Origin of the sequence: Mesorhizobium sp. M7A.F.Ca.CA.002.15.2.1, from assembly GCF_003998715.1 — a bacterium.
Lineage (GTDB): Bacteria > Pseudomonadota > Alphaproteobacteria > Rhizobiales > Rhizobiaceae > Mesorhizobium > Mesorhizobium ciceri.
This window is the reverse complement of the sequence record NZ_RZPI01000873.1, coordinates 1-1,974: the sequence shown is the minus strand read 5'-3', so window position 1 is coordinate 1,974 and position 1,974 is coordinate 1. Positions and strand designations below refer to the sequence as shown.

The 1,974-nt window shown below is 59.4% G+C and carries 2 protein-coding genes; both read left to right on the top strand.

Annotated elements, in window-relative coordinates:
• Positions 1–199 precede the first annotated feature (199 nt).
• Positions 200–1,162, top strand: a complete 963-nt coding sequence (locus ENZ74_RS30530) for a glycosyltransferase (protein ID WP_013532434.1) — start codon at positions 200–202, stop codon at positions 1,160–1,162.
• A gap of 152 nt (positions 1,163–1,314) precedes the next feature.
• A partial coding sequence (locus tag ENZ74_RS30525; protein WP_281059751.1) for an SLC13 family permease occupies positions 1,315–1,974 on the top strand: 660 nt, incomplete at its 3' end.

Here is a 1,974-nt window from a genome sequence, read left to right as displayed (position 1 = left end):
ATCCGATCCTTACGGATAGCATGCCGGCTCGATGGGCCATGGACTGCAACCGCTTGCCGGTATACTCCCCCGCGTTGGCGATTTTCGTTGTCGGCAGAAACGGTTTTGACTCTGAGTTTCCAAGCGTTCCGGCCGACAGCGATCATGATTTTTGATGCTGGCGAACATATGCGGAAACGGTCAGGTAAACACAGCTATTATGATCCATTTGTTCAACGGCTTTCAGGACCCCTTCGGTGGCAGTGACCTTGAAGCTCTGGAACTGTACCGGTTGTTGAGTGTCGATTCCGAGGTGCATCTGTGGGCAACCTCCTCCAGCGTGTCCGGCGAGTTGATGCGGAATTTCCCGATTCGCCGCGTCTCGCTGTCGAAGTGGGATGTACCGAATGGCGGTACCTACGTCTTTCTCGGCTCTCATTGGCGCAACAAGATATGGCCTTACCTGATCCCGCGGCCGCGCCGGCTGATCTATGTCTTCAATACCTTTCACCCGAAAATCATCTCGCTGACGAGACGCATGCCCCGCATGCTGAACTGGCCCGACGCCGAACTGGTGCTGATTTCCGATTTTCAGAGACGGATGCTCCAAGTCGATGGCACCGTGCATCCGTCTCCGATCGATATCGAACGTTTTTCACCACGGCGTCTGGGTTCGGATCGTCCCTTCACCGTCGGACGCTTGAGCCGCGATGGGCCGGGCAAACATCATCCCGATGACATACCCCTCTACAAGACATTGCTGGCCGAAGGTACAGCCTTGCGGATACAGGGAGGGATAGGGCTCAAGGACAGCCTCATGCCGCATCCGCAACTCGAACTGTTCCCACCCGGCCAATTTTCCGCCGAAGAGTTTCTGCAGACGCTCGACGTGTTTTATTATCGCACCGGTTGGCATATGGAAACCTTCGGTCGCGTGGTGTTCGAGGCGATGGCCTGCGGGTTGCCCGTGGTCTGCCATTCATATGGCGGTTATTCCGACCATATCAGGCATGGCGAAAACGGTTTCTTGTTCGAAACGACGCAGCAGGCGGCGCGCATCCTGGCCGATCTCAAAGCCGACCCGGCGCTGCGGGCGGCAGTGGGCCTCAAGGCACGGCAGACCGTCGAGCAGACCTATTCTTCCCAAGCTGTGCGACAGAGGCTGGATTTCTACCTGCGTTAGCTGCACGTCATCCTTTGGGCCATGGGACATCCTTGGCGCAACAACATGCCCGCTGTCATCGATCTCGACATCGCGCTAAAGCAGGCACGCAAAGCGGACGAATGGGGCCGACAGCCAGCGGCGTGCCACAGACTGGGCAGGACTTCTTATCGATGACTTTGATGGGCGCGGCGGCACTGCTGATCCTGATCCTGACTTACGCCGGTGTCGCCATTGGCCGCATCCCCGGCCTGCGCCTCGACCGGGCAGGGATCGCGCTTCTCGGCGGGGCCGCGATGATCGCCATCGGCGCGCTCAGCATGGAGGATGCGTACCGGGCGATCAATTTCGATACCATCACGCTTCTGCTCGGCATGATGATTGTGGTGGCGCATTTAAAAGTGTCGGGCGCCTTTCGTGGCCTTGGCGCCGTCGCCATCGAGCACGCGCATGCGCCCTTCATGCTCTTGGTGATGGTGACGCTGCTGACCGGCGTGTTGTCCGCCTTCCTGGTCAACGACGCCATCTGTCTCGTCATGGCGCCGATCGTCGTCCACGTCACCCGTGTGATCAAGCGCAACCCGATCCCCTATCTGATCGCCACCGCCACCGCGTCGAATTGCGGCAGCGTCGCAACCATCACCGGCAATCCCCAAAACATGGTCATCGGTGCACTGTCGGGCATTTCCTATCCGGCCTTTTCGGCAGCGCTGGCTCCGGTCGCCCTGTTCGGCCTCGTCGCGGTCGTTGTCATCATCCGCATTGTCTTCCGGGCCGAATTCGCCCGCACCGTCCAACTGACGCCCGAGGTCTCGCGTGGCCGCATGCACAAG

Coding starts and splice junctions, on each gene's coding strand:
- ENZ74_RS30530 (WP_013532434.1), top strand. CDS start 200: ATGATCCATTTGTTCAACGGCTTTCAGGACCCCTTCGGTGGCAGTGAC.